Consider the following 23,410-nt stretch of genomic DNA (forward strand, 5'->3'; position numbering starts at 1 on the left):
GCAAACCGCAAGCGCGAACGGCGCCTCGCCGTCACCCGCGACAGCCGGCGCCCGGATGATTCAACGCGCTTGCCGCGCCGCGCTGGCCAGCAACCGCACTTCCGCCAGCGCCGCGCCGATCCCGCCCGCCGCCAGGGTCTCGACCAGACGCGTGCCCACGGCCACCAGATCCGCATGGCGGCCCACCGCCCGCGCCTGCTCCGCGGTGCGCACGCCGAAACCGGCCGCGATGGGCAATGGCGTGCAGGCCCTGACGCGCGCCAGCGCTTGCGCGATCGCGCCATCGGCGGGCAGCGCGGCGCCCGTCGTCCCCGCCAGCATGACGTGGTACACGAAGCCGCTGGCGCCGGCCAGTACCCGCTCCAGGCGTTCGTCCGGCGTGGTCGGCGCGGTCATCCTGATGATGGCGATGCCGTGGCGCCGCGCCAGCCGTTCGATGCCGGCCGCGTGCTCGGGCGACAGGTCCACCACGATCAGGCCATCGACGCCGGCCCAGGCCGCGTCGGCCATGAAGCTGGCCGCTTCGTAGCGCATCAATGGGTTCAGATAGCCCATCAGCACGACCGGTGTCCGCTCGTCTTCCTCGCGGAAGGCGGCGACCAGCTCGAGCGTGCGCCGCAGCGTCTGCCCCGCCTTCAGCGCGCGCGCGTTGGCCCGTTGCAGCACCGGGCCATCGGCGATCGGATCGCTGAACGGCATGCCCAGTTCGATCACGTCCGCGCCCGCCGCCGGCAAGCCCCGCAGCAGGGCCAGGCAATCGTCGTAGCTGGGATCGCCCGCCGTGAAATAGGCCGCCAGGCCCGCCCTGCCGGCGGCGCGCAGGTCGGCCAGGGTTCGTTCAAGCCGGTTCATCGCGCTTCCCCCGTGAATTGCAGCACCGAATCCATGTCCTTGTCGCCGCGTCCGCTCAGGCACACCACCAGCGCCTGATCGCGCGCCATGCGCGGCGCGAGCTTGCGCGCATAGGCCAGGGCATGCGCGCTTTCCAGCGCGGGAATGATGCCCTGCCGCCGCGTCAGCCAGACGAATGCGTCGACCGCCTCGGCGTCGGTGATCGACTCGTAGACCACGCGCCCGGTATCGTGCAACAGCGCGTGCTCCGGTCCGACGCCCGGGTAGTCCAGGCCCGCCGAGATCGAGTGCGCGTTGCGGATCTGGCCATCCGCATCCTGCAGGAAATAGCTGCGGCAGCCATGCAGGACGCCAGGCGCCCCCTCGCCGATGCTGGCCGCATGCTCGGCGGTACCGGTGCCGCGGCCGCCGGCCTCGACCCCGAACAGCCGCACCCCGGCGTCGTTCAGGAAGGGATGGAAAAAACCGATGGCGTTGGAACCCCCGCCCACGCAGGCCACCATCGCGTCCGGCAACCGCCCCGTTTTCTCGATGATCTGCGCCCGGGTTTCCTCGCCGATCACCTTCTGCAATTCACGCACCAGCCAGGGATAGGGATGCGGACCGGCGCCGGTGCCCAGCAGGTAATAGGTGTCGTCGGGATGCGCGATCCAGTCGCGGATGGCGGCGTTCATCGCGTCCTTCAAGGTGGCGCTGCCGTCGCGCACCGGACGCACCTCGGCGCCCAGCATCTTCATGCGCGCCACGTTGGAGGATTGCCGCGCCACATCGACGGCGCCCATGTAGACCACGCATTCCAGGCCGTACAACGCGCACACCGTGGCCGTGGCCACCCCATGCTGCCCCGCGCCGGTCTCGGCGATGATGCGGCGCCTGCCCATGCGCCGGGCCAGCAGCGCCTGTCCCAGGCAATTGTTGATCTTGTGGGCGCCGGTGTGGTTCAGGTCCTCGCGCTTGAGGAACAGGCGGGCGCCGCCCAGCTCGTCGCTGATCGCCCCCGCGTACAGCAGCGGGCTGGGACGACCCACATAGTCGGCCAGCATGGCGCGGTACTCGGCCCAGAAGCCGGGGTCTTCCCGCGCGGCGCGAAAGGTCTGCTCCAGCGCGTCCAGCGCCGGGGCCAGCGTCTCGGGCATGTAGCGGCCGCCGTAGCCGCCGAACTGGCCCGCCGCGTCGGGAAATTCTGGATGTGAGGTAAAAGACATGGCTTCAGCCCTTGGGAAACATGGGCACCATGGTATCCAGGGAAATTCGCGGAATAAATCATAGATTTCTTGCGCACGGCTATCAGATTTTCTAATATCCATAGCATGCGTAACCTGCCCCCGATGAACTCGCTGCGCTTTTTCGACAGCGCCGCCCGGCACCTGAACCTGTCGCTGGCCGCGCAGGAATTGGGCGTGTCGCATAGCGCGGTCAGCCAGCAGATCCGGCAGCTTGAGACCTGGCTGGGCTGCAAGCTGTTCGAGCGCCATTCGGAAGGCGTGCGCCTCACCGCCGCCGGACAGGATCTGCAACGCGCGTGCCACCCGGCATTCGACATGCTCGAACAGCGGCTGGCCGAACTGCAGGGCCGCGCGGCATCGCCCCATGTGGTGGTGGGCGCGCCCGCCAGCCTGCTGTCGAACTGGATCATCCCCAGGCTGGAACATTTCGAGCGCGATCACCCCGCCATCCAGGTTCGGTTGCAGACTGCCACGGACATTGCCCTGCTGGAGCGGCGCGTCGTCGATGTTCTGATCGTGGCCGACGCGCACCAGTCGCCCACCATTGAGGCGCTGCCACTGTTCCAGGAAGCCATCGGGCCGGTCTGCACGCCCGAACTGGCCCGACGCATCCGCGAACCCGCCGATGTGCTGGGCGCGCCGCTGCTGCACACGGCCTCGCGCCCCGCCGCCTGGGATCACTGGGCGCACGCTTGCGGCGCGATGCTGGACCCGCGGCAAGCCGGGCGGCGGTTCGATCAACTGGGCCACATGCTCGAAGCCGCGGCAGCGGGCCTGGGCATCGGCATTGCGCCGCGAGAACTCGTGCAGGCCGACATCCGCGCGGGCCGGCTGGCCGCGCCGCTCGGCTTCCGGGAAACCGGCGGCCGGTTCAGTCTGTACGCCCGGACCGATGCCGGACCGATCGTGGACGACCTCAAGCGCTGGCTGGCGGGGGAAGCGCAGTCCGGCGCGTCCTGAGCCGATATCGGATCGATCCTGCATTTGCCTGCGCGGCAAGACGCGGAACGGATCCTCGGCTTAACATTTTTTGAATGATCCATTCCGGATCGGACAGACGAACCCGTGCACGCCCGGCCCGACCCGGGGCATTGCGCAGGGGCTGCTTGCCCGTATCGACCCTACACCGGTCGCCGCATCGAGCCGCCGCGCGCAACGCCGTCCACGGCGGTTCGAATCGACGCCTACCATCCCGTCCGCGGCAAGCAGCACATCAGGCCGATTGCGATCGCGGCAGGGCCCTGCCGCAATATTGCATTGGAGAACAACATGCCCTCGATCAGAAGCCAGTCCCTGTCGCTGCGGGCTCGCACCAACCTGGGCAAATCGGAGGCCGCGCAAGGCGTGGCCATCGAGCGGCTGTCATCCGGCCAGCGCATCAATCACGCGGCGGACGACGCCGCCGGCGAAGCCATCGCAAGCCACTTCACCGCGCAGATCCGCGGCCAGCACCAGGCGGCGCGCAACGCCAACGACGGCATCTCGCTGGCGCAGACCATCGAAGGCGCGCTGGGCGAGATGGGCCACAGCCTGCAACGCATCCGCGAACTCGCCGTGCAGGCGCAGAATTCCACCAACTCGATCGGCGACCTGGAATCCATCCAGGCCGAGATCGACCAGCATCTCGGCGAAATCGAGCGGATTTCGCACCAGACCCGCTTCAACAGCCTCGACGTGCTGGCCCAGGACGCCAATCTGTCCATCCAGATTGGCGCCCACGATGGCGACACACTCACACTCAGCACCCGGCTCGTCAACACGAAAACCCTGAACCTGGATCATATCGACGTGGTGCATGATCCGCGTCTGGGCAGCGCCGTCGACAGGACGGTGATTGACACCCAGTCCAAGCCCGCGCCGATCATCCCGCCACCGGCGGTTGCGCCGCCTCCCCCTGTGGCACCGCCTCCCGCAGTAGCGCCGCCTCCCACCCCCCCTTCCGTCCTGAGCATCAGGAATGGCGCCACCGTCCTCACGATATTCGACGCCTTCCTCTTTAGCTACCCGTTCAACGGCACGACGCAATACGTCATTCAGACTTCATTTACTATTCCCCCCACGGAGTACCGCCTTGCCGCCTTGCCCGCGCCCGCGACGGGCGTCACAGAAATCGACATCGCTGGCCTGCCGCTCCTGGACAGAACAACCCTGAGCGCCGCGGAATCGACGGCGCTAGGCAGCAGCACGATCACGCTAATCGGCGACCCGGTTCCGGTTCCGACCGCTCCGCCGGTCGTGCCGCCCCCCGCGCCCGCACCTGCCCCTGCCCCTGCCCCTGCCCCTGCGCCCGGGCCGACACCCGCGCCCGGCGTCCCCGCGCCCAGCGCCGACGCCGTCAAGAAAGACACGCCCATCCGACTGTTCGATTTTCTCCGGAGCCTCGCGCCGGTGCCCGCCGCCGACGATGGCCGGCCCCTGTTCGACCAGGACAGCAAGGTGCACTACCTGAAGGACGCCACCGGCAACGCCAACGGCGAATACGTCATCAGCGGCAGCGATGGCAATTTCTACGACATCAGCATTTCGTCCACCGGCGAGGTGTCCTTCAAGCCGAAAGACGCGCCGCCGACCGTGAACCTCAAGGTCGTGCCCATGAAGCGGGTGACCCAAGCCCTGGGCCAGGTCGACAGCCTGCGCGGCGAGCTGGGCGCGATGCAGCACCGCCTGGGCTCGGTCATCACCAACCTCAATCACACCGCCGATATCCTCAGCCAGGCCCGCAGCCGCATCGAGGACGCGGACTACGCCGTCGAAACCTCCAACCTGACGCGCCAGCAGATCCTGCAGCAAGCCAGCAAGGTCGCCTTGACGCAGGCCAACCAGTTGGCGCAGAACGTGTTGGCGTTGCTGAAGGAGGATTGAGGCGTCATTGGGGCAGATCCGAGGCTATATTGTGAGCGCCCGTGGATACGTCGATCATATTCTCCATGACCGTGGCCAAAGCTATCTACTTGGTGCCCTGGCCAGTGGCATCGCGCTGCGTCAACAACGTCTCCACCGGCGCGTAGTCCGTTGCCGCACCGGCACATCGGTGCCGCTTTGCAAATAGCTGATGCAGGCAGGGCTGGCCGAGGGCTCCCCTTTCACAGAGTGCAGCTTATAGCCGGGCATGCTCATATCCTGAGGCCTGGCAGCCACATCCAGAACGGCAAGGACTCATCCTGTGCGCCGAACATTAGACCGTCAACAATGACACGCCTTTTATCAGTTTGAGTCCCAGCCCGCGCAAAAAGACAGGCAGGACCATCACCGGACAACACGGCACGGCAGCGAGAAGCAGAATGGCATATGCCTGCAAGCCGCGCCACCGCAGCGGCGCCGCGCCCGCTCAGTCAGTTACCAGATACGCCTGCCCCCCCGGCTTGAGGTAGGGCCGCAGTGCCTTGAACGGCACGCTGCCGTGGGTGCCCAGGCAGGCGCCCGAGGCGTGTCCCACGCCGGACACCGACAGGCTCAATGCCCCCGGCGCGGTGGCGCCCAGGGCCAGGTATTGCGGCCAGAGGTCGGCGCAATCTTCCAGGTTGGGATGCTGCTCGGCGCGGTCCTCGGGCGGGCCGGCCTTGACCACCTGCTCCACCAGCCCCCGCAGCGCGGCGCTGGGCTCGCGGCCGAAACTGCGCTGGCCCGGCGCGTAGGCGTCGAACACGCGGTTCCAATCGAGGTATTCGCCGCGCAGCAAGTCGAAGGTGTATGGCTCGAAATGATTGGCGGGATGTGCCCCGCCGCAATCCAGGCTGCCTGCTTCGGTCACGGTCAGCAGCGCGCGCGACAGCCAGGTGACGTTGATGTTTTCATCATCGAAGCCGCCCAGGGTGCCCGCGCCGGGATTCGTGCTGGTATAGGCGGACGCCATGCATTCCAGCGCGCCCAGGCTCTTGCGCCAGTGGCGCTGCTCCAGCAGGTCATTGACGCGCCGCATGACCTGCGGATCGGGGTGACGGCTGAGCCGTGGAAAGGCGAACCTGGTGCGCGGATCCACCCACATGCGGTAGGCCACCGCGGCCGAGCCGGCTTCCTTGCCCACCGGCTTGGCGTGGCCAGCCAGCTTCAGCGTTTCGTAGGGCGCGCGGGTGGCATCCATGCCCGCCTTGAGGTCGATGTCGCCCAGGTCGACCTGCGTGGCCCGCGCCTTGGCGCGGTCGCGTTCGAGTTGGGCAGTGTCGTAGCCGGCCACCCGCTGCAGGTCGAAGCGGCGTTGCTTGCCGGTGCGCGCGTCGGTCCACTGGCCGCGATAGCCCTTCTCATCGCGCGTGCCTTGCCAGCTGGCGGCGCGATCGGCGGCATCGATCGTGGCCGTGTCCGAGGCGGGCGGCCGTGCCGGATTCGGTTTGGGCTCGTACAGGACTTCGCCCGTGCCGCGCAGGGGAATGTCGACGCCGCTCCTGGGATAGAAATAGCGTCCGCTTACGACCCCGTCGGCGCCAGCCGCGTCATCCAGTTCCAGCACCACCTCGCCGGCGCCTTGCAGCGTGCCCTTGTAGACGGTGCGCTGGGCGGCATCCGCCTGCGCACCCGGCAGCGACAGGAGGGCCATCGCCAGGGCCCCGAGGGAAGGAATATGAGGACGAAAGGTGGACGATGGCATGGAGTGGGCGCAGCCGGAAATTGGGGTAGGCCAAATATACCCGAGCCATCTCTGTGCCTTCCGATTGCGACCGACGGACGCAACACGCGAGCGCGCGCCACCAAGCCGGCGATTGAAGCGCGGCCGCCGGGCCGGCGCTTACGCGCTCTTCAGCGCCGCCAGCACCCCGGCCAGATCCAGCGCGCCGGCGCTGGCGGACCGTTTCATCGATTCCAGCCCGCGGGCCACCCAGCCCGCCACCGCTGCATTCGCGTCCGCCTCGTTCACCGCCATCGCCTCGTGACGCGGAACCTGGATGACAACCGCAAGGGCCGCTTTCTTGCCCGAGTACTTCGCCACGGCGCTGAACCCCGACTCGGCGTAGTCGCTGATGCTGCCTCCCACGAAGAGTTCGATATCCAGCGTGGCGGCGCCCGGCACCACGACCGGCGCCAATGCCGCCTTCAGTCTGGGCCGGTACGCGACGACGGCGGGCAGGAACCGCAGGCCGGCCTCCGGCCCGCCCATTCTTGCGCCGAGTGCGACATCCATGAAAACTCCTTTCCCGGGCAGGCCGGTCGTGTGCGGACGGGGCATCGGCCGGGCACGGTGCGCCGGCCGCGCCGGGCGTCACTTGTTTCGCTTGACCATATCCAGGATGGTCCGGAAGAGTTCGTCGCGCGCCTGCGCCTCGGGGATTTCACCGGCGACGGCCGCATTCGAGAGCGCGTCAGCCGCGCCCAGCATGGCCCACAGGCTGGCCGTGGCGATGCCTTGCGGCCCGGCGAAGGGCGCGAAGAGGCGCCGGCATTTTTCGATGAAGGCATATTGGTACTGCCTTTTCACGGCGGCCAGCTCCGGCGAGCCGTCCAGCGCCGCGAGCACCCCGGCAATCTCGCGCCCTTGCGCCGATACGCACGCGACGTATCTCGCGGCGATGACGCCGGCCTTGTCCTTCAGGGTCGGCTTGCTGGCGGCGATGGCGTCGTCGATGATCGCCGTCTGGCGCGCATCGAAGTCCTGGTACAAGGCGGCCAGCAGGCCATTGCGCGTGCCGAAGTGGTCGTAGACCACCGGCTTGGAAATCCCGGCCTCTTCGGCCAGGCGCCCGAGGGTCAAGGCGTCGGAGCCTTCCTCGCTGACCAGTTTCCAGGAGACTTCCAACAACTGGCGCGAGCGCTCGTCTTTCGACAGGCGGCGGCGTGGCGGCGGGGCGGGAGCGGCGGACATCTGTATTCTCGGGTATCGATCAGGACGGCACGGCAAAGATCCGCTGGCCGATAGCGTGCGCCGCGTCGAGATGGGACGCCGGAGAGCCGGTATCCGAGGGAAGCAGCAATTCCGAGGTCGCGACGCGCGCGCCGCAGTAGCCAAAGATGCCGTGGTCGATCTGCGTTTTCATGGCGCCGAAATAGCCATGCTTGTCGTAGGTTCGCATATCGGCGCCGCCGATGGCAACCAGGTGCACGGGCAGGCGCTGCAATTTCTTGACCAGCTTGCCGTCCGCGCTGGCGTCATAGGCCCAGCCGTTGGTGAACACGCGGTCGATCCAGCCCTTCAACAAGCCGGGAAATGACCACCAGTAAACCGGGTAGACCAGCGCCAACGCATCCGCGCGGTCAAGCCGCGCATGCTCGGCGAGGACGTCCGGCGGCGGCGCCGCCTGCTTCAGGTGCAGGGCCACGTCGGCCTGTGTGAATCTCGGATCGAACCCCTGCGCGGCCAGATCCGCGATCTCGAAAGTGTGTTCCGTACCGGAGGCGGCAATGCCCTGCGCGAGCCGGGCGGCGACGGCGTGGGTCAGGGATGCCGGATCGGGATGTGCGACAACAATAAGGGCGTGCATGCGGGGCATTCCGTATCAGAGTTTCTATATACCAATCGTAGCCTACTTTTAGTAGGTTATGAAAATTTCTTTGGCCGCGGTCGCGATGGCGGTCGCGATGGCGGTCGCGATGGCGGCCGCGGACATGTCCGCCGACCATGCCCGCCGCGATCTTGAGCATGGGCGCCCGAAGCGATAAATTTGCTGCAGCGAAATCGTTACCGCGGCCTGCCCCGCAGGCCCGACGTGGGAGTCACACGCATGGATATCATCGAGACGATCGCTGCGCACACCCGCGCGCTGCAACGCCCGCTGTACGCCGTGACGGCCAGCGCCATCCGCAAAGCCGACACTCCTCTCATCCTCACCCTGCACTGGCACGGCTTTCACCGTGATGGCGAGCCCGGCCGCCGGCTGCGCTCAGTCGCCGGTTCGGCGGTGCAGCTCAACCTGCGCTGGCACGATTTTGCCGTGCTCGACCGCGCGATCATCGACGCCGGATGGGCGCTCGGCGCCTGGGACGTCGAGCGCGTGGCGCGCCCACCCTGGTGGCGCCTGAACGCGCCGGTCGCGGAAGCCGTGGCCGGCCACCGCGCCTTTGCCGATTATTCCGACCTGCCGTCCGCGGACGACCCGGTCGTGGTGGAAGCCCCGGACCAGCGGGACCTGATCGCGCTGGCGGCGCGCAAGGGCTACGTGCGCTGGCTGTTCAGGCCGCGCAAGGGGGGACTGTGGCGCCAGCTGGACGGCGACGACAGCACGCTGGATGCCGATGGCGGACGCCCCCTGCCCTGCCCGGTTCCGCTGCAACCGGACGGCCGCGAACTGCGCCGCAAGGTGCTCTACCGGCTCGGCCAGGGGAATGGATTTTTGATTCTTTAAGTTTCATTTTGATGCATTTTTGACTCTTGAAGCGCCTTTGGCGCGCCCATAGATTTTTTGCGCATCCCGATCGCGGATGCCCGGCGCATGACGGCGCAATGCCGTGACGACGCGCCGACGTTCACTTTTTGATGATCAAGACTTCAGGAGATAGAGTCATGAAGATCCGTCCCCTCTACGACCGGATTGTCGTCAAGCGAATCGAACAACAGCGCCAGACGGCGTCCGGGATCGTCATCCCCGATGCGGCCGCCGAAAAGCCCGAGCAAGGCGAAGTCCTGGCCGTCGGGCAAGGCAAGCGCAACGCCGACGGCTCCCTGCGCGAGCCCGAACTCAAGGTGGGCGACCACGTCCTTTTCGGCAAGTACGCCGGCCAGACCGTGAAGGTCGACGGCGAAGAACTGCTGGTCATGCGCGAGGACGACGTCTTCGCCGTGCTCGCGCCGCGGGACAAGCAACTGAAGAAGGCCGCCTGAGGCCCGGCCATCGCGAACTGAGGAGCAAGACATGAGTGCCAAAGACGTCAAATTCCACGATAACGCCCGCACCCGCGTGGTCAAGGGCGTCAACATCCTGGCCGACGCCGTCAAGGTGACGCTCGGCCCCAAGGGCCGCAACGTGCTGCTCGAACGCAGCTTCGGCGCGCCCGTCATCACCAAGGACGGCGTCTCGGTCGCCAAGGAAATCGAACTGAAGGACAAGTTCGAGAACATGGGCGCGCAGATCGTCAAGCAGGTGGCCTCGAAGACGGCCGACGTGGCCGGCGACGGCACCACCACCGCCACCGTGCTGGCGCAGGCCATCGTGCAGGAAGGCATGAAGTACGTGGCCTCCGGCATGAATCCGATGGACCTGAAGCGCGGCATCGACCAGGCCGTATCGGGCGTGGTCGAGGCGCTGCGCAAGCTGTCCAAGCCGATCTCCACCAGCAAGGAAACGGCGCAGGTGGCGGCGCTGTCGGCCAACGCGGATGAAGCCATCGGCAAGATCATCGCCGACGCGATGGACAAGGTCGGGCGCGAAGGCGTGATCACCGTCGAGGACGGCAAGTCGCTGGACAACGAGCTCGATATCGTCGAGGGCATGCAGTTTGATCGCGGCTACCTGAGCCCCTACTTCATCACCGATCCCGAGAAGCAGGTGGCGCAGCTCGACGACCCGCTGGTGCTGCTGTACGACAAGAAGATCTCCAACGTGCGTGAGCTGCTGCCCGTGCTGGAAAGCGCCGCCAAGGCCGGCAAGCCGCTGCTGATCGTGGCCGAGGATGTCGAAGGCGAGGCGCTTGCCACGCTGGTGGTCAACGCCATGCGCGGCGTGCTCAAGGTCACCGCGGTCAAGGCGCCGGGCTTCGGCGACCGCCGCAAGGCCATGCTGGAGGACATCGCCATCCTCACGGGCGCCACCGTCATCTCCGAAGAGACCGGCAAGCAGCTCGACAAGGCCACGCTGGAAGATCTGGGCAGCGCCAAGCGCATCGAGGTGCGCAAGGAAGACACCATCATCATCGACGGCGCCGGCAAGCAGGAGGCCATCGATGCGCGCGTCAAGACGCTGCGCAAGCAGATCGAGGACGCCACCAGCGACTACGACCGCGAGAAGCTACAGGAACGCGTGGCCAAGCTGGCCGGCGGCGTGGCGGTGATCAAGGTTGGCGCGGCGACCGAAGTCGAGATGAAGGAGAAGAAAGACCGCGTCGACGATGCGCTGCACGCGACCCGCGCCGCGGTCGAGGAAGGCATCGTGCCCGGCGGCGGCGTGGCGCTGCTGCGCGCCCGCGCCTCCATCCAGGATCTGAAGGGCGCCAACGCCGACCAGGACGCCGGCATCCGCATCGTGCGGCGCGCGCTGGAAGCGCCGCTGCGCGCCATCGTGGCCAACGCTGGCGAAGAACCGTCGGTGGTGGTGGCCAAGGTGGCGGACGCCAAGGGCAATTTTGGCTATAACGCGGCCACCGGCGAGTACGGCGATCTGGTGGAGATCGGCGTGGTCGACCCGACCAAGGTCACCCGCACCGCGCTGCAGAACGCGGCGTCGATCGCCGGCCTGATCCTGACGACGGACGCCACCGTCGCGCAGGCCGCCGAAGAGGCCAAGCCGCAGGCGGCGCCGGCCGAAGCCATGGACTTCTGATCCGGCTCGGACCGGGGCAGCGTGAAGGCATCGCGCCACGGGCGCGGTGCCTTTTTTTTGCGTCGCGGCGCGCGACCGGACCACCGCCGCCGCGTCCTCGCGGACCGCTCTTCAATGGCGTCTATGCATTCGCGCCAACCGATTTCACGAATCAAAAACGCGGGATCTTGAATCCGCGCGGACCGCACTTATATCTCTCTTGAAGCGGTCGAGCGGCTGGCGATTGCGACGCATGAAGCGGCCCCGATCCTGTCCAACCATCTTGGGAGGTAATCATGGCGAACTACCCATTCACCGATACCGGTGTCGAATCCTTCTTCGACGCGGTCCAGGAACAGATGGACCGCATCCTGCGCGGCGCGGGCCTGCCCGCCAACTTGCGCGCCCTGCCGCGCGGACATTTTCCGCCGGTCAATATCGGCGTGTCGGATGATGCCGCAGTCGTGGTGGCATTCATTCCCGGCATCGACCCGGACACCCTGAAAGTGTCCATCGAGAAGGGCCTGCTGACGATCAGCGGCACGCGCGAGACGCAGGCGCTGCCCGAGAACGCGCGCTATTACGCGCGTGAACGCGCCGACGGTTCATTCACGCGCGCCATCGAACTGCCGGCCGACGTCGACGCCGACAACGTGCAGGCGCGCTATGTCGATGGCTGCCTGCTGGTCTCCATCAAGAAGAAGGAGTCCTCCAAGCCGCGCCTCATCCCGGTGCAGTAACGCCCGCCCGTCGCATTGTTCAGGAGATACCATCATGAATACGCGTAACGAACTCGTTGTCGAACAAGAAGGCCGCGCCGCGCAGCGGCGTCCCGCCACCCTGCCCGCCGTGGACATTTTCGAGGACACCGCCGGCGTCACGGTGCTGGCCGACCTGCCGGGCGTCACCAAGGAGCGCCTGAACATCAAGGTCGAGGCCGACGTGCTGGTCATCGAAGGCGAAGCCGCCGTGCCGGTGCCGCGGGAACTGCGCCTGATCCACAGCGAACTGCGCGAGCCGCTGTTCCGCCGCTCGTTCCGCCTGGGACCGGAATTCGACAAGGAGGCGATCAGCGCCAACCTCAAGCAAGGGGTCCTGACGCTGCGCGTGCCGCGTGTGCGCGAAGCGCAGCCGCGCCAGATTCCGGTGACGGTGGCGTAAACGATGCGCCGCGCCGCGGGGCCGCCGTGGCACGGCGTCCTGATGCGTTTCCGCGGCCGGCCCCCACCCTGCCGCCGTGGATTCAGAAGCGATATCTCACTTCCAGCGACCCGGTGTTCTGCCGGTTGCCATCGCCGAACTGCCCGCCGTACAGCGCGCTCACCGTGGTGCGCTTGCTGACGTCGATGCCCACGCCAAGCTCGACCACCGCGGCGTCGCGCGCCACAGGGGCGCCCGTCACCGAAAACGCGTCCCCGCCCTGCACGAAGGACATCGTGCTGAGCGGATTGCGGTCGCCGAAGGCGTGGCGCCATCCCAGCGTGCCCCGCACCGCGCCGCGCGCGCCGGCGCTCTCGAAATCGCTGCGCGCGTGCAGGCCCAGCGTGGTGGTCGTGATGCGGCTGCGGCCGCTCTCGCCGCGCAACGCCGCGTCGCCGCCGGATTCGGAAAAGCCGCGCGTGCGCAGGTCGCTGAAGTTGGCGCCGACGAAAGGCTCCAGCGTGATGCGGTCGTTCAGCGGCATGGCATAGCCGAGTTCGCCGAACACCTGGCCGGTGCTGGCGCCGTAGCCGGCCTTGAGCGTCTGATCGAGACCGGCGGCGGCGGTGCTGCGCCGGGTGTCGACGTCGTGCCACGTATAGGCGGCCCCCAGGCTGAGATTGATCCGGCCCGCGCCGGCCTCGAAGGCCCGGCCGCCATACAGCGTGACGCTGTAGCTGTCGACGTCGGCGCTGGAGGCCCGGTCGCTGGTGCGGCTGCGGCTGTTGGTGTAGCCCAGGGCGCCGCCCAGGCGCCATTGCGCGCCGACCGCCACGTCGCCGCCGAGGATCACGCCCGAGTCAGTCTGCGTGGTACGGGCGGCGTTGCCGTCGCCGCCCAGGGTGCTCCAATTGCCGAACACCTGGGTCCAGAGCGGTTGCGCATTCGATTGCGGCAGCGACGCGGCATCGCCCCTGCCCAGCTGCGCCGTCGGCGCGCCCGGCGCCCAGCCCGCGCCCAGGTTGCCGCGCAGCCGCGACAGCGGCATCTGCGCCATGGCGCCGGTGGCGCCCTGCAGGATCGACATTGCGCTCGCATGGGCTTCGCCGGAGAGCGCGTTGAACGCCCGCGCGGGCATGCCATCCGGCAGGTTCAACACGTGCCGGTATAGCGCGCTATCGGGCGCCAGGCTCTGCAGGGCCCGCGCCACCGCGCGCTGGTTAGCGCTGGCCGCGGCATCGACAAACTGGATCGGGCGCGAGCCGCCGCCATCGGACGGAACCTGCTTGAGGCTCACCACCAGATCGACGCGCTGGCTGTCGTAGGCCAGAGAAGGCGTCAGGAACGCCAGGTTGCTCGACACGCTATCGAAACGGCCCTGCACCCCGTTGTCCGCCGTCAGGATGGAATAGACCGTGGCAGGCGCATAGTTGCCGTTCTGGCCGATATGCAGCACGGATCCCGCCAGGTTGGCGCTGCCGGCCACCCGCACGCTGCTGGCCAAGCCATCCGGCGTGGTGGCGACGCGGTAGACGGATCCCGGTTGGAAGGTCAGGTCTCCCTGCACGTTCATGCGGCCCGTGGGAAGGTTGGCGCTGCCCGGGGCCAGGGTGGCGCCGGATGCGATGGTCACCCCGCCCAGCGTTCCGGAGCCGGACAGCGTCGACCCGCTCGCGGCAAGCACCTGGCCGCCGAGCTTGCCGTCCACCTGCAACGTGCCGGCCGCCACCTGTGTCGCGCCCGTGTAGGCGCTGCTGTCGCCGGTCAGCGCCAGCGTCCCGGCGCCCAGCTTCGTCGTTGCGCCCGCGCCGGAAATCGCGCCCGCGTAGACGGCATCGTCGGCGCGATCGAACCGCAGGTTGGCGTTGTTGACGATATTGCCGCTCAACGAGCCGCGATTGCCGCCATCGCCCACTTGCAGCGTGCCCGCGTCGACCACCGTGGTGCCCGCGAAGGCGTTCTCGCCAGCCAGCACCAGGGTGCCGGCGCCGGCCTGGCGCACCTGTCCGGCGCCGCGCAGTATCCCGTCGAAGCGGATCGTGTCGCCGCGATTGAAGACCAGCGCCGCGCCCGCCGCGATGTCCGCATCGCCGGCCAGGCTGCCCGAGTTGGCGCCGTTGCCTATCTGCAGGGTGCCGGCTTGCACGAAAGTGCCGCCGGCATGGTTGCCGGCGCCGGTGAGGATGACCGTGCCGCTGCCGGTCAGGCTCAGCCCCCCCGCGCCGGACAGCGTGCCGGACAGCGTCATGCCGTTGGCGCCTGTTACCGTGAGCCCGCCAGGACCGAGCACGAAGTCGTTGGCCATTCTCAACGTCCCCGGCGCGCCGGCGGCGGCAATCGCGCCCCCATTCGCGTTGATCGGGCCGAGTCCTAGCATGGCGCCGTGCTGCAGCGTCGCCAGGCCGCCGTTGAGCGTCACGCTGCCGCCGGAGACCAGGGGCGAATCCTGCAATATCCAGGAACCGCTGTTGATACGCAGGTTCTGGAAGTTGACGTAGGTCAGCCCGGAGATGGCGGTGACCGCCCCTCCCGTGCCGCTGCCGGTGCCGGCGGATGGCAGCGCGTTCTGCAGCACCAGCGTGTTGCCCCCGCCCACGCCGCCATCGATCGTGCCGGCGGGCGCGAAGGCAAGCCCGGGCTGACCGGCCACAGGCAGGTCGGCTGACGAGGATCCCGAACCGCGAAACACGACGGAACCCGAGACGGCGGTGAAGGTGTTGTTACCGCCCTGGCCCAGCGACACGCCGCCGACGATGGTCCCGGCATTGGTGAAACTGTGCCCCTCGCCGGGAATGCCGGCGGCTTCGAACGCGACGCGGCCGACGATGGTGCCGGTACGGTCGTTGACGAATTCCACCCTCGCGCCGCCGTAAGCGGCAATGACGGCCTTGTCCGCCGCCGCGGTGACGGTGCCGTCCACATCTCTGCTGCTTATCATGCCAGCGTTGGTGAGGTAGCTCGTCCCGCCGCTGCCGTTCTGCACGGCCAGGGCCATGCCCAGGAGCGACGGCAGGCTGGAGCCGCCGCCGACGCCGGGGGTGACGCCGACAATCGTCCCCGTCACCCCATTGGTCACCCGTGTGACGCCGGCCGAACTGTTGCCGACGAACACGCCGGTCGACCCGGCCGAATTCACGCCAAGCGGGTTGGGGTCGATCCTGCCATCGTTCGACACGGTCACGTTGCTGCCGGTCAGGCTGAGCGCAGTGCCGCCGCCGGGCGGTATGACGCCCAACGACCCCGTGCCAGTCACGGTGACCTGCAGGTTATTGGTCGCATCCGCGTAGGACGGCGTGACAGGATTGGCTGGCGAGGCGCATTGGACGAGAAGGCCGGCGCGGATACAGTCCGCCTGGGCCGCCCCGCCGGTCCCGGCCAGTGCCAGCGCCAGCGCGGCGCCGAGCGCATGACGGCGCGGCAGACAAGGCAGGACGGGGCCGGGCGAGATCCCGCCCGCGCGCGCTTGCGATGCCAGTTCCGACGCCGCTTGCCAGACGCGCAGACGGCGGTTCCATACCAGACGGTAGATGTGGTTCAAAGCGGGATCCCTTGTTTTTGCGACGGCCTGCGTCATCCTGGCCCACCGTGAAGTTGGCACGAACGCATGCGATCAGCGCGGCGCACCCACGACAGGACGAGCCGACTTTTTTTGGCCGATGGGCGAAATATTTGCGCACAATATAGCCCGCGCCGGGGCGGCTGAAGCGAAAAGAAAAGGCGCAATCACTGGTCAATTCCTGCCCACCGCGAAGATAATCGCACTTTTGCCGCCAATGCCGATTTACAAGGAGCGACCTTCTTGGGCCCGACCGCCGACCGCGCCGCCCCGCCGTTGACCGTCCGCGAGGCCATCGCCCTGGCCCACACGCACTGGAACGCCGGTCAGGCCGCGCAAGCCGAAGACCTTTGCCTGCGGGTGCTGGACGCGGTGCCGGACCAGCCTGACGCGCGGCATTTGCTCGGCCTGATCGCGCATGCGTACGGCCATCCAGCGCTGGCGCTGGCGCATCTGCGCGCAGCCTGCCAGCCGCCCGCGGCGCCGGCCGTCTATTGCAGCAATCTGGCGGAAGTGTGCCGCCAGCAGGGACGGCTCGACGAAGCCGAGGCGGCCGCCCGGCGCGCGGTGGCCGCCGACCCGGGGCTGGCCGAGGGCTGGAACAACCTGGGCATCATCCTGCAGGAGGCAGGCCAGCTGGCCGCCAGCCTCGATTGCCTGCAGCGCGTGGCCGCGTTGCTGCCCGACAGCCCGCAGGCCCACAACAACCTGGGCAACACCTGCAAGCGCCTGGGCGACAACCCGCAGGCGCTGGCGCATTACCGCCGCGCCCTGGAATTGGACCCGGACTACGCGCAGGCCTTGAGCAACATGGCGGTGGCGTTGGGCGACGAGGGCCGGCACGAGGCCGCCCTGGCCGCCATCCGGCGCGCCATCGAGATTGATCCGCTGCTGCCGCAGGCGCACCTGAATCTGGCCGCGCTGGAGCGCGCGCGGCCACGGCCAGGCCAGGGCCAGGCAATTCCCGGCGGCGCCCCTGCGCCGGCCGCGCCGCCCGATGAACATGCGCTGGGCGAGGCCGAGGCGCTGCTCCGCGAGGGCCGCTACGCCGAAGCCGAAACGTTGCTGCGCGACGCGCTGGCGCAGGCGGGGCGTCATGTCGCGCTATTGCGCCTGCTGGTCCAGGCCCTGCGCCCGCAAGGAAAGCTGCGGGAAGCGCGCGCCGCCCTGGAGCACGTGCTGCGCGCGGAGCCGGGCGACACGGGGTCGCGCTTCGAGCTGGCCGAGGTGCTGCTGACGGAGGGCGATTTCGATGCCGGCTGGCGCGAGTACCGCTACCGCTATCACCTGGCGCACACGGCGGCGCTGGCCCGCCACGTGCAAAAGCCGCGCTGGGATGGCCGGCCCATCCCCGGCCAGACGCTGCTGCTGCATGACGAGCAAGGCTACGGCGATACCTTCCAGTTCCTGCAATTGGTGGCGCTGGCCCGCGCGCGCAGCGGCGCGCGCATCGTCCTGGAGGTCAAGTCGCCATGCCACGCACTGGCGCGGCGCGGCGACGGGATTGATGAAGTCATCGTCGCCGGTTCGCCGCCGCCGCCGTTCGATCTGCACTGCGAGCTGATGAGCCTGCCGCTGGCGCTGGGCCTGCGGCTTGACGACCTGCCCGTGCGCACCGCCTACCTGCGCGCCGACCCGGCCCGCGTGGCCCGCTGGCGCGCGCGGCTGGCGGGCCTGCCGCGCCCCCTGGTCGGGCTGGCCTGGGCGGGCCGGCCGACCCATCCGCGCGACGCGCAGCGTTCCCTGGCGCTGGCCGATCTGGCGCCGCTGGCACAGCCCGGCATCACTTTCATCGGCCTGCAGGTCGGCGAGGCGTCCGCCCAGGCGGCCTCGCCCCCGCCGGGCCTGAACCTGGTGCCGTTGGGCCAGGATATCCAGGACTTTGACGACACCGCGGCCATCCTGACCCTGCTGGATGTGCTGGTGTCGGTGGACTCATCGCCGGTTCATCTGGCGGGCGCGCTGGGCTGCCCGGCCTGGGCGCTATTGCCCTTCGCGTCCGACTGGCGCTGGCTGCGCGAACGCCGCGACAGTCCCTGGTATCCGTCGCTGCGCCTGTTCCGCCAACCGGCCCCGGATGCATGGCGGCCGGTGTTGGAAGAGGTGGCTGTCGCGCTGCGCGCCTTGCAGGCGGCCCGTTCCGCCGACGCATGACGTTCCGCCCCTTCCTCGCGGGCCGCTCCAAAACCTGACGACCCGCTCCACGGCAAAGCCGCGCACTTTGGCGCCGAACGTGGAGCGGCCGGAAATGCCACGCGCGTCGCCCGCGAACCGCGACTGCGTCGGCTCCAGCGCGCGGCGCCGCGGCCGCCGCAATGCCGTCACGCAGGCGCCGGACCGCGTCAGGGCAGCCCGATTCCCGTGGCGCCTTGCAGGGTTTGCAGCAGACGCGCCTGGAAGGCCTCGTCATGCGTGGCCGGATGCGGTTCGCGCCGCGCCTGGTGATGCCAGTAGCCGCCGCTGCGCAGCGCGTCGGCATCATCGGTCGTCGCCAGCCAGGCTTGCGTGACGTGCCCCAGGCTGAGATCGTCCGGCGCGTTGGGCCCGCCCATCTTGGTGGGCACCCAGCCGGGATCGACCGCATGGCTGATCACATCCGGCCAGCGGCGCGCCACGGCCGCCATCAACGCCGTCACGAACAGCTTGCTGTCCGAATACGAGCCGCTTTCGCGGCCGCCATCCCAGGCCATGCCGTCCAGGTCCGGCCTGCCGTCGTAGTGCATTTCGCTGCTCAGGTACACCAGCCGTCGCGGCCGCGCCATCAAGGCGGTCAGCACATACGGCGCGATGACATTGACTGGCAGGATGGCCGGGCCGGTGAAGACGCCGGCATTGTGGATGACCGCGTCCATCCGACCCAGCGCATTGAGCTGGTCCGCCAGCTCCCGCGTCTGCGCCAGGTCGGCCAGGTCGCCCACCACGGCCAGCGCCCCTTGCGACAACAATTCCCGCGCGGCGCCCAGGCGCTCGCGGTTGCGGCCGTGCACGACCACCATGTGGCCGTCCGCCAGCAGCGCGCGCGCGGCAGCCAGCCCCAGGCCATCGACCGAACCGGTGATGAAGATGCGTGCCATGAATCCACTCCTTGAAAACCGGACGCGGGCCGGGCGAACCCTGCGCAGCCGCCATCGACACCGCGCCATGCGCAGGCGACTGCAGTGTATCGGCATCGCGCGCCCGATGACGCCTTGACCCGCCGGCGCATCCGGGAATTCCAGCGCCGGTCGCGTGTGGCAGCCTTGGATGCGCGGATTCGCGCGAAGTATAGTGACCGGCGCGGCGCAGGCGCGCCCGAGGTCCCCCATCCCGAACTTCGCAGCAGGAGCCCCTTTTCATGGCCACCGAATCCCAAGCCCCCGTCATCCTGATCACCGGCGGCAGCCGCGGCGTCGGCGCCGCCACCGCGCGGCTGGCCGCCGCGCAGGGCTACGACGTGGCGATCAGCTATGCCTCGAACGAGGCGGCGGCGCGGGCGGTGGTCGCCGACGTCCAGGCCCTGGGGCGCCGCGCCCTGGCCGTGCGCGCCGACAGCGCGGACCCGCAACAGGTCACCCATCTGTTCGCCGCCATCGACCAGGCATTCGGCCGTCTGGACGTGCTGGTGAACAACGCCGCGATCATCGCGCGGCAATCGCGCGTGGAGGACCTGACGTTCGAACGGATGCAACGGGTCTTCGCCGTCAACGCCATCGGCCCCATGCTGTGCGCGCAGCAGGCGGCCCGGCGCATGTCCCAGCGTCACAACGGCCGGGGCGGCGCCATTATCAACGTGTCATCGGGCGCGGCGCGGCTCGGCAGCCCCAATGAATACGTGGACTACGCCGCCTCGAAGGGCGCGCTGGAGAGTTTCACGATCGGCTTTTCCAAGGAAGTGGCGCGCGAAGGCATCCGCGTGAACTGCGTGCGTCCCGGCCACATCTATACCGAGATGCACGCCAGCGGCGGCGAACCGGGGCGGGTGGACCGCGTCAAGGACACCGTGCCCATGGGCCGCGGCGGCCAGCCCGAAGAAGTGGCGCGCGCCATCCTGTGGCTGGCCGGCGCCGAGGCCTCGTACGTCACCGGGACATTCGTCGACGTCACCGGAGGCAAGTAGCCGGCGGCGCCGCGCTAGCGTAGCGCGGCCACCTCCATGACGGTCGCCCCGCAGGCCTGCACCAGTTCGGGATCGTGGCTGGCGAACAGCACCACGCGGTCCCGGCCCCAGGCCATGAACAGCTCGGCCAGTTCACGCCGCGCCGGCGTATCGAGCCCGTTGCTGGGGCCGTCGGCGATGACCACGGCCGGATCGCCCAGGGCGGCCGCGGTCAGGTAGACCTTGCGGCGAGTGCCCGTGGACATCTGCTCGAAGCGCTTGTCCAGGTGCGGTTCCAGCCCCAGCCGCGCGACCAGGTCGAGCACCGCGTCATCCACCGCCACGCCCTTCTCCGCCGCGACCTGCTGGAGCAAGCCGCGCCCGGTCTGCTGCGGCGACGCCAGGCAGTTGTCGGGCACGTAGGCGAGGCGGGACTTGGCCAGTTGGGGCGACCCGCCCAGCGAATGGCCCTCGACCCAGACCTCGCCGCCATCCGGCGCGATCACGCCCGCGATGATGGCGAGCAGGCTGGATTTACCGGTGCTGTCCTCTTCGCACAGCGCCACGCAGCCGGGGCCGAAGGTGTGCGTCAGCCCCTGGAAGACGAGATGGTCGCCGTAGCGTTTGGTGAGATGGTCAATGCGCAGCATGGCGCCAGTGTACGCAGGAACGTGCCGCCCCGCCAGGACCGCGCGGTGCCTGCCGCCCAAGCCGCCGGGCCGCCCCCGACCACGCGACGACACGCCAGGCCCCGGCCATGCGCGACGGCGCGGCCACCGCTGCCCGCCCCCGCCTGGCCTCGATGGCGAAGGTCTGGAAGCGCCTGAAGCGCGAGGCCGCGTGACGGCAGCGCGTCACTTCCTCAGGTACGACTTTTTCCCGCTGTCCGAATAGCAGAAGGTTCCGCCGCGCGGGCCCGTACAGTATTGGCCGTCGCGGCAGTGGCACGTGCCGCTCGAACCGGCCGCGGGTGGCGGCGACACCAGGGATTGGGCGCCGCCGTCCGGCCCCGTGCAGACACGCTTCGATGCGCTGATCGAACCATCACGGCAAAGAAACTTCTCCCCGGCACAGCGTTCCACGCCGCCCTTCTTGCCGGAACAGGGAGTGTTCGCCGAATGAGCCGTGGTCGCGAACGATACGGCCAGCGCGGCCAGCGCCAGGATCAGCGCGCGCATCGTCAATGCGCCGCCGGTCGATCGCCGACCCAGGCCGAGAAGCGCAGCAGATAGCCATCGGGGTCCTGCACCAGGAACTGGTGCACGCCCACTTCGATCGCATCGCTGCGATACCAACGCGCTTCGGGTTCCCGGTACAACGGCCAGCGGGCGGCCGCCAAGCGCTCCAGCAAGGGCTCGATGGCGGCCACCTTGATCTCGAAATTGACGCCCCGCCCACGCGGCGCCTCCAGCGCGCCCGTGATCCAGTTGTCATCGCCGCGCACCTCCTCCAGCATGAACTGCGCGCCGTCCAGGTCCAGGTATGCAAAGCCCTCCGCCTCGCGTCGGTAGGCAATCTGGAAGCCGCACAGGTCCATCCAGAAAGCCAGGCTGCGCGGCAGGTCGGCCACCAGCAACTCCGGAACCATTCGGGCTCGGCGTAATTCGGTCATGCGTGTCTCCGCTTTTTTTGAGTATTCGACATGATGACAGAACCGATGGCGCCCCGCCTTCGCGGTGAAAGAACAACGGCTCCAGGCCGCCCTTGCCCCGGTCCAGGTACTCGAACGCCACCCGCTCCCCGGGAAGCGCCGGACCGCCGCCATGGCTGAGGTTGTACAGTTCACCGTCCAGCCGATAGACATACAGCGGGGTCCAGGACGTCGACTCCGGCATTAGTACCTTGTAGGTCAGGACCTCGTCCACCCGGCCACGCACGCCGTACTTGACCGTCGCGCGCCGTGGTCGAGGGCCCCCACAGCCAGATCCCGGCGAAGAGAACCGTGATGGCCAGGAACAGCATGAAAAACACCGCCCCCAGGACCGTTTCCGCGCCGTGAAAGTTCGTATGCCGGCGCAACCATGCCAGGTCCTGCTCGGTCAACGCCTCATCGTGGGTCTGCATGCCGCGCGCCTCCTCGTCTCGATCCGATTGCCCGCCATGATGACAGAAGCGCCGGGCTCGCCCGGCTTGACAAGCCCCCCTCCCCCCTCCGAACATAGCCCCATCCACCCGGGGAGCTTCGGCAAGAAGCTGAGATTCCGATGGCGGCCGCGCGCAGCGCGGCACGCGGCGCGCGAGACCCGTTGAACCTGATCCAGACAATCCTGGCGTAGGGAAGGTGCGCATCCCGCCGGCCCGCCATGCCGCGCCACGCCGCCCCGCCCCGCCCGTTGTCCCCTTGCAAGGACCCACCGGCATGGCCTCCCTCACTCCTACCCTGTCCGACCTGGCGCTGGCTTCGCGCGACCTGTATGTGGCCGTGCGCCGCGACGCGCCGCTGGTGCAGTGCCTGACCAACTTCGTGTCGATGAACACCGCGGCCAACACGCTGCTGGCGATCGGCGCCTCGCCTGCGATGGTGCACGCGGTGGAAGAAGCGCCCGAATTCGCCGCCATCAGCGGCGCGGTGGTGATCAATATCGGCACGCTCTCGGCCCCCTGGCTGGACAGCATGCTGCGAACCGCCGCCGCCGCCAACCAGGCGGGCACGCCCTGGGTGCTGGATCCGGTGGCGCACCACGCCACTGCGTTCCGCCGCGACGCGGTGCGGCGCCTGCTGGACCTGCGGCCCGCCGTGATCCGTGGCAACGCGTCGGAGATCATCGCGCTGGGCGGCGGCCAGAGCGCCAGCAAAGGCGTGGATGCCCGCGATCCGGTGCGACAGGCCGAGCAGGCCGCGCGCGAACTGGCGCGGGCCCGCGCCACGGTGGTGGCGGTGACGGGAGAAGTGGATTTCGTGACCGACGGCCAGCGCGAGGTGCGCGTGGCCGGCGGATCGCCGCTGATGCCGCAGGTCACCGCCACCGGCTGCGCGCTGACGGCGGTGGTCGGCGCCTTCGCGGCGGTGGCGCGCGCTGACGCCTACACGGCGGCGGTGGCGGCGCTGTCCTGCTTCGGCATCGCCGGCCGGCGCGCCGGGGCGCTGGCGGAAGGCCCCGGCTCGTTCGCGTGGCGCTTCCTCGACGCGCTGGCGGCGCTGGAGACGGACAGCCTGACGGCCGAATCGCCACTGCGCTGA

The 23,410-nt window shown here is 68.9% G+C and carries 21 protein-coding genes and 1 riboswitch; of the genes, 10 read left to right on the plus strand and 11 right to left on the minus strand.

Annotated elements, in window-relative coordinates:
- Window positions 1-60: 60 nt before the first annotated feature.
- A complete protein-coding gene (gene trpA / locus ABFG95_RS02705; RefSeq protein ID WP_263901080.1) occupies window positions 61-852 on the minus strand; it encodes a tryptophan synthase subunit alpha in 792 nt (263 codons plus the stop codon).
- A complete protein-coding gene (trpB, locus tag ABFG95_RS02710; protein ID WP_049073240.1) occupies window positions 849-2,057 on the minus strand; it encodes a tryptophan synthase subunit beta in 1,209 nt (402 codons plus the stop codon). Before trpB ends, trpA begins: the two co-directional genes overlap by 4 nt.
- A gap of 105 nt (window positions 2,058-2,162) precedes the next feature.
- Between trpB and ABFG95_RS02715 the strand changes: the two genes are divergently transcribed.
- Window positions 2,163-3,038 carry a LysR substrate-binding domain-containing protein gene (locus ABFG95_RS02715; RefSeq protein WP_336726620.1) on the plus strand — a complete coding sequence of 292 codons (876 nt, stop codon included), beginning with the start codon at window positions 2,163-2,165 and terminating at the stop codon, window positions 3,036-3,038.
- A gap of 105 nt (window positions 3,039-3,143) precedes the next feature.
- Window positions 3,144-4,940 (plus strand): flagellin, encoded by a 1,797-nt coding sequence (locus ABFG95_RS02720; protein ID WP_348995427.1) that lies wholly within the window; start codon window positions 3,144-3,146, stop codon window positions 4,938-4,940.
- Between the two features lie 466 nt (window positions 4,941-5,406).
- On the opposite strand, the gene ABFG95_RS02725 is transcribed toward ABFG95_RS02720, so the two are convergent.
- From ABFG95_RS02725 to ABFG95_RS02740, 4 genes are all read right to left on the minus strand, one after another.
- A complete protein-coding gene (locus tag ABFG95_RS02725) occupies window positions 5,407-6,612 on the minus strand; it encodes a hypothetical protein (RefSeq protein WP_348995428.1) in 1,206 nt (401 codons plus the stop codon).
- A gap of 189 nt (window positions 6,613-6,801) precedes the next feature.
- Window positions 6,802-7,194 (minus strand): hypothetical protein, encoded by a 393-nt coding sequence (locus ABFG95_RS02730; RefSeq protein ID WP_348995429.1) that lies wholly within the window; start codon window positions 7,192-7,194, stop codon window positions 6,802-6,804.
- A gap of 78 nt (window positions 7,195-7,272) precedes the next feature.
- On the minus strand, window positions 7,273-7,872 hold the full coding sequence (locus ABFG95_RS02735) for a TetR/AcrR family transcriptional regulator (protein WP_049073234.1): 600 nt from the start codon (window positions 7,870-7,872) through the stop codon (window positions 7,273-7,275).
- 19 nt (window positions 7,873-7,891) lie between these two features.
- Window positions 7,892-8,488: an NAD(P)H-dependent oxidoreductase gene (locus ABFG95_RS02740; RefSeq protein ID WP_049073233.1), complete on the minus strand. Its 597-nt coding sequence runs from the start codon at window positions 8,486-8,488 to the stop codon at window positions 7,892-7,894.
- Between the two features lie 240 nt (window positions 8,489-8,728).
- Here ABFG95_RS02740 and ABFG95_RS02745 point away from each other — a divergent pair, with 240 nt between their 5' ends.
- The 5 genes from ABFG95_RS02745 to ABFG95_RS02765 all read left to right on the plus strand — a co-directional run bounded on the left by ABFG95_RS02745 (window position 8,729) and on the right by ABFG95_RS02765 (window position 12,619).
- A complete protein-coding gene (locus ABFG95_RS02745; protein WP_175144443.1) occupies window positions 8,729-9,349 on the plus strand; it encodes a diguanylate cyclase in 621 nt (206 codons plus the stop codon).
- 158 nt (window positions 9,350-9,507) lie between these two features.
- A complete protein-coding gene (locus tag ABFG95_RS02750) occupies window positions 9,508-9,825 on the plus strand; it encodes a co-chaperone GroES (RefSeq protein ID WP_049073231.1) in 318 nt (105 codons plus the stop codon).
- 31 nt (window positions 9,826-9,856) lie between these two features.
- Window positions 9,857-11,479, plus strand: coding sequence for a chaperonin GroEL (gene groL / locus ABFG95_RS02755; protein WP_348995430.1), 1,623 nt, complete (start codon window positions 9,857-9,859; stop codon window positions 11,477-11,479).
- Between the two features lie 275 nt (window positions 11,480-11,754).
- Entirely contained in the window at window positions 11,755-12,198 is a 444-nt protein-coding gene (locus tag ABFG95_RS02760; protein ID WP_054415783.1) for an Hsp20/alpha crystallin family protein, read from the plus strand.
- A gap of 34 nt (window positions 12,199-12,232) precedes the next feature.
- Window positions 12,233-12,619 (plus strand): Hsp20/alpha crystallin family protein, encoded by a 387-nt coding sequence (locus ABFG95_RS02765; RefSeq protein WP_054415784.1) that lies wholly within the window; start codon window positions 12,233-12,235, stop codon window positions 12,617-12,619.
- 82 nt (window positions 12,620-12,701) lie between these two features.
- On the opposite strand, the gene ABFG95_RS02770 is transcribed toward ABFG95_RS02765, so the two are convergent.
- Window positions 12,702-16,136 carry an autotransporter domain-containing protein gene (locus ABFG95_RS02770; RefSeq protein ID WP_348995431.1) on the minus strand — a complete coding sequence of 1,145 codons (3,435 nt, stop codon included), beginning with the start codon at window positions 16,134-16,136 and terminating at the stop codon, window positions 12,702-12,704.
- Window positions 16,137-16,397: 261 nt separating this feature from the next.
- Between ABFG95_RS02770 and ABFG95_RS02775 the strand changes: the two genes are divergently transcribed.
- Window positions 16,398-18,308: a tetratricopeptide repeat protein gene (locus tag ABFG95_RS02775; protein WP_348995432.1), complete on the plus strand. Its 1,911-nt coding sequence runs from the start codon at window positions 16,398-16,400 to the stop codon at window positions 18,306-18,308.
- A gap of 188 nt (window positions 18,309-18,496) precedes the next feature.
- Here ABFG95_RS02775 and ABFG95_RS02780 read toward each other — a convergent pair whose 3' ends face one another.
- Window positions 18,497-19,228: an SDR family NAD(P)-dependent oxidoreductase gene (locus ABFG95_RS02780; protein WP_054415786.1), complete on the minus strand. Its 732-nt coding sequence runs from the start codon at window positions 19,226-19,228 to the stop codon at window positions 18,497-18,499.
- A 260-nt stretch (window positions 19,229-19,488) separates the two neighbouring features.
- Between ABFG95_RS02780 and ABFG95_RS02785 the strand changes: the two genes are divergently transcribed.
- A complete protein-coding gene (locus tag ABFG95_RS02785) occupies window positions 19,489-20,250 on the plus strand; it encodes an SDR family oxidoreductase (RefSeq protein WP_278992591.1) in 762 nt (253 codons plus the stop codon).
- A gap of 14 nt (window positions 20,251-20,264) precedes the next feature.
- Here the strand turns inward: ABFG95_RS02785 and ABFG95_RS02790 are convergent, their stop codons facing one another.
- The 3 genes from ABFG95_RS02790 to ABFG95_RS02800 all read right to left on the minus strand — a co-directional run bounded on the left by ABFG95_RS02790 (window position 20,265) and on the right by ABFG95_RS02800 (window position 21,817).
- Window positions 20,265-20,879: an ATP-binding cassette domain-containing protein gene (locus tag ABFG95_RS02790; RefSeq protein ID WP_278992590.1), complete on the minus strand. Its 615-nt coding sequence runs from the start codon at window positions 20,877-20,879 to the stop codon at window positions 20,265-20,267.
- A 204-nt stretch (window positions 20,880-21,083) separates the two neighbouring features.
- Window positions 21,084-21,407, minus strand: a complete 324-nt coding sequence (locus ABFG95_RS02795; RefSeq protein ID WP_100503563.1) for a hypothetical protein — start codon at window positions 21,405-21,407, stop codon at window positions 21,084-21,086.
- Window positions 21,408-21,409: 2 nt separating this feature from the next.
- The gene (locus ABFG95_RS02800) at window positions 21,410-21,817 is read right to left on the minus strand and encodes a VOC family protein (protein WP_348995433.1); all 408 of its coding nucleotides are present in this window, start codon (window positions 21,815-21,817) and stop codon (window positions 21,410-21,412) included.
- Window positions 21,818-22,392: 575 nt separating this feature from the next.
- Window positions 22,393-22,526, plus strand: a riboswitch (TPP riboswitch).
- A gap of 62 nt (window positions 22,527-22,588) precedes the next feature.
- Here ABFG95_RS02800 and thiM point away from each other — a divergent pair.
- Window positions 22,589-23,410, plus strand: a complete 822-nt coding sequence (gene thiM / locus ABFG95_RS02805; protein WP_068953434.1) for a hydroxyethylthiazole kinase — start codon at window positions 22,589-22,591, stop codon at window positions 23,408-23,410.

This window comes from Achromobacter sp. HNDS-1 (assembly GCF_040084795.1).
Taxonomy (GTDB): domain Bacteria; phylum Pseudomonadota; class Gammaproteobacteria; order Burkholderiales; family Burkholderiaceae_B; genus Achromobacter; species Achromobacter ruhlandii.